Below are 3,008 nucleotides of genomic sequence, written 5' to 3' on the forward strand. Positions count from 1 at the left end.
TGGGCTCTGAGTTGTGTATAAGAGACAGGTGCGGGCCCCAGTCACGTACGTACACGGCGCAGGACCGGTCACCCGCCCCCGCCGAGCAGACCGCCCACGAGCCCGTCGTTGCCGCCGGTGCTGCCGCCCTCCGGCGCCCCGGTGCTGCCGCTGGACGTCGGGCCCGCGCCGGTGGACGACGGGGGCTGCTCCGGCGACGACTGCTGCGGCGGAGCCTGCCCGGTGCCCTGCGTCTGGGTCGGCTGCTGCCCGGAGCCGACGGTGCCGGTCTCGCGCGCCTCACCCGGAGCGGTCGTGCCCGCGCCCTGCGTGGGGCTCGCGGAGCTGCCCTGTGTCGGCGCCTGGGAGGCCGTGGGGCTCTGCGAGTGGCGCTGGCGCTGCTGCTTCTTGCCGGGCTCACCGGGGAGCGGTGAGCCGGGCAGTTCGTTGCGCGGCGCCTCGCCGGGTCCGGGCACGGTCACCCGGTCGGCGTCGCGCACGGCGCCGCCCAGCATGGAGCCGATCAGCAGCGTCAGGCCGACGACCAGCGCGGCGACGAGGGTGCCGCGCCGCAGCACACGCCGCCGCAGCTCCCAGATGTCGACGCGGGGACCGAGCGTCCGCCAGGCCTCGCCGGCGAGGCGTCCGTCGATGGAGTAGACGGGCGCGCCGGCGATGATCAGCGGCGACCAGGCGGCCAGATAGATGATGTCGGGCGCGTCATAGGCGGGGACGGTCTTCCAGCTGACGGTGACGATGAGCGCGGCGGACAGCAGTACGCCGACGCTGGCGGCGACCCGCTGCCAGAGCCCGAGCACCGTGAGCACGCCGACGATGATCTGCAGGAAGGCGATGCAGAGCCCCGCGCCCACCGGATGCTGGAGGGCGAAGTCCCGCAGCGGCTCGGCGAGCGCCCAGGGGTGCAGCGAGTTCAGCCACTTGACCATGGAGCCGCGCTCGCCGCCGTCGAAGTAGACGGGGTCGCAGAGCTTGCCCATGCCGGCGTAGATGGAGATGAACCCGAGGAAGACGCGCAGCGGGAGCAGCACGACACCGAGGTTCATCCGCCGCCCGGGGTAATAGGCGTGCCGCACGCCCGCCGCGGCAGCGGCTGATGTCCACGTGGCCCCGTGGCGCCGCCCGGGGGCCTCGCCGCTCTCCTCGAAATCGTCGTCGTCGTACGGGAGTTGCTCCCGCTCGTCGAGATCGCTGCCCGGCATCCGCATCTGCGGGAGCAGCCGGGTGCCGGAGTCGGCCTTGCGGGGCCCGATGACGGCGGGGGTGGCCTGCGTGACCTCGAGGTCGTCGTCGAGGTCGATGCGCGGGATGACCTGGGTGGCACCCCCGTCGTCGAAGGGGTCGGCGCCGCCCGCGGCCGATTGGTGCACGCCGGTGCCGCGCACCGCCTGCAGCAGTCCGGTCGCTCCGGGGTCGCCCGGCTCCGACCTCCCGCTCCAGACGACGGGCGCGCGGCGCCGGGCGGCGGAGCCGACCGCGGGGATGCGCATGGTGTCACCGGCATTGCTCAAGTGCCGGGCGATACGCGGGGATTGGGTCCACTGCGCGGCGGGAAGCTGCACGCGGAAGCTCGCGTGATTCACGATGACCTGGGCCGGGTCGCTCGGCACCTTCACCATGCTCAGCGCGGGAGCTTCGTCGAACCCTGACGAGCTTCCCCCCGTGGAATTGCGGGGCGTTCTGGTGTCCACACTCATCTAACCGAGTGATGTGTGGTTAGGACACTGCCTTGACCGTGTGGAAATGTCCGGACCGCGTCAAAGATCGCCCTACGTGCACCGTTCCACAAAAAACGCCGGAGGGGCCGTCTCCGGCCCCTCCGGCGTCTGAGAGCGATCTACGCCCGATGGCGGGAGGCCTCGTACAGCACCACACCCGCCGCGACACCGGCGTTCAAGGACTCCGTGCCACCCGGCATCGGGATCCGCACGCGGTAGTCGCACGTTTCGCCGACCAGGCGCGAGAGGCCCTTGCCCTCGCTGCCGACGACGACCACCACGGGTCCTGACAGCGCCTCGAGGTCGCCGACCTCGTGCTCCCCGTCCGCGGCGAGGCCCACGATGGCGAGCCCCTCCTTCTTGTACGCCTCAAGGACCCGCGTCAGGTTCGTCGCGCGGGCGACCGGCGTCCGCGCCGCCGCACCGGCGGACGTCTTCCACGCACCGGCGGTCATGCCCGCGGCACGCCGCTCGGGAACGACGACCCCGTGGCCGCCGAACGCGGAGACGGAACGCACCACGGCGCCGAGGTTCCGCGGGTCCGTCACACCGTCGAGCGCGACGATCAGCGGGTCCTGCCCCGCGTCGTACGCGGCGGCGGAGAGCTCCTCGGGGTGCGCGTACTCGTAGGGCGGCACCTGGAGCACGAGCCCCTGGTGGTTCAGACCGTTCGTCATGCGGTCGAGCTCGGGACGCGGCGCCTCCATGAGGTGGATGCCGCCGCGCTCACCAGCGAGCTGCAGCGCTTCGCGCACCCGCTCGTCGTTGTCGATGAACTGCTGGACGTAGAGCATCGACGCGGGCACGCCCTCGCGCAGCGCCTCGACGACGGAGTTGCGCCCGACGACCATCTCGGAGCTGCCCTTGCCGCCGCGGCCCTTCACGGGACGGCGGCCGCCGGGGGACGACGCGGAGCGCTTGGCCTTCGCGTTGGCGAGGCGGTTCTTCACATGTCCCTTGCGCGCCTCGGCGGGCGGCGTCGGGCCCTTGCCCTCAAGGCCGCGGCGTCGATTTCCGCCGCTGCCGACCTGCGCGCCCTTCTTGCCGGACATGCGGCGGTTGTTAGCGGCCATGACCTACCTGTCTGTCGTGTCGCGTGCGGCTGCACGCCTACTGCGTATGTCTATGAAGTGTGCACGTACGCGGGCGCGGATGCGTATGCGTACGTAATGAAGTGTGGGGCCCCCGGGGCCCGGCGGCCCCAACCCCCGTGCGAGCGCGCACCCCGGGGCCCGCCGCCCCCCCCGGGGCGCGGGGGGCGCCCCCCCCCGCTCGTGCGGGTCACGGCGCAGC

General features: G+C 72.7%; 2 protein-coding genes. Both read right to left on the minus strand.

The window, feature by feature from the left end:
- Nucleotides 1-68 precede the first annotated feature (68 nt).
- Complete coding sequence (locus ACFWY6_RS32045; RefSeq protein ID WP_384697821.1) at nt 69-1,694, minus strand: DoxX family membrane protein; 1,626 nt, start codon at nt 1,692-1,694, stop codon at nt 69-71.
- A gap of 140 nt (nt 1,695-1,834) precedes the next feature.
- The gene (gene rlmB, locus ACFWY6_RS32050) at nt 1,835-2,788 is read right to left on the minus strand and encodes a 23S rRNA (guanosine(2251)-2'-O)-methyltransferase RlmB (RefSeq protein WP_360776477.1); all 954 of its coding nucleotides are present in this window, start codon (nt 2,786-2,788) and stop codon (nt 1,835-1,837) included.
- Between the last annotated feature and the right edge of the window lie 220 nt (nt 2,789-3,008).

Origin of the sequence: Streptomyces sp. NPDC059037 (genome assembly GCF_042740015.1) — a bacterium.
In the GTDB taxonomy this organism is placed as follows: Bacteria; Actinomycetota; Actinomycetes; order Streptomycetales; family Streptomycetaceae; genus Streptomyces.

Bases quoted from the DNA above. Each gene is read 5' to 3' on its own strand.
- ACFWY6_RS32045 (WP_384697821.1), bottom strand. From the start codon at position 1,694: ATGAGTGTGGACACCAGAACGCCCCGCAATTCCACGGGGGGAAGCTCG.
- rlmB (WP_360776477.1), bottom strand. From the start codon at position 2,788: ATGGCCGCTAACAACCGCCGCATGTCCGGCAAGAAGGGCGCGCAGGTC.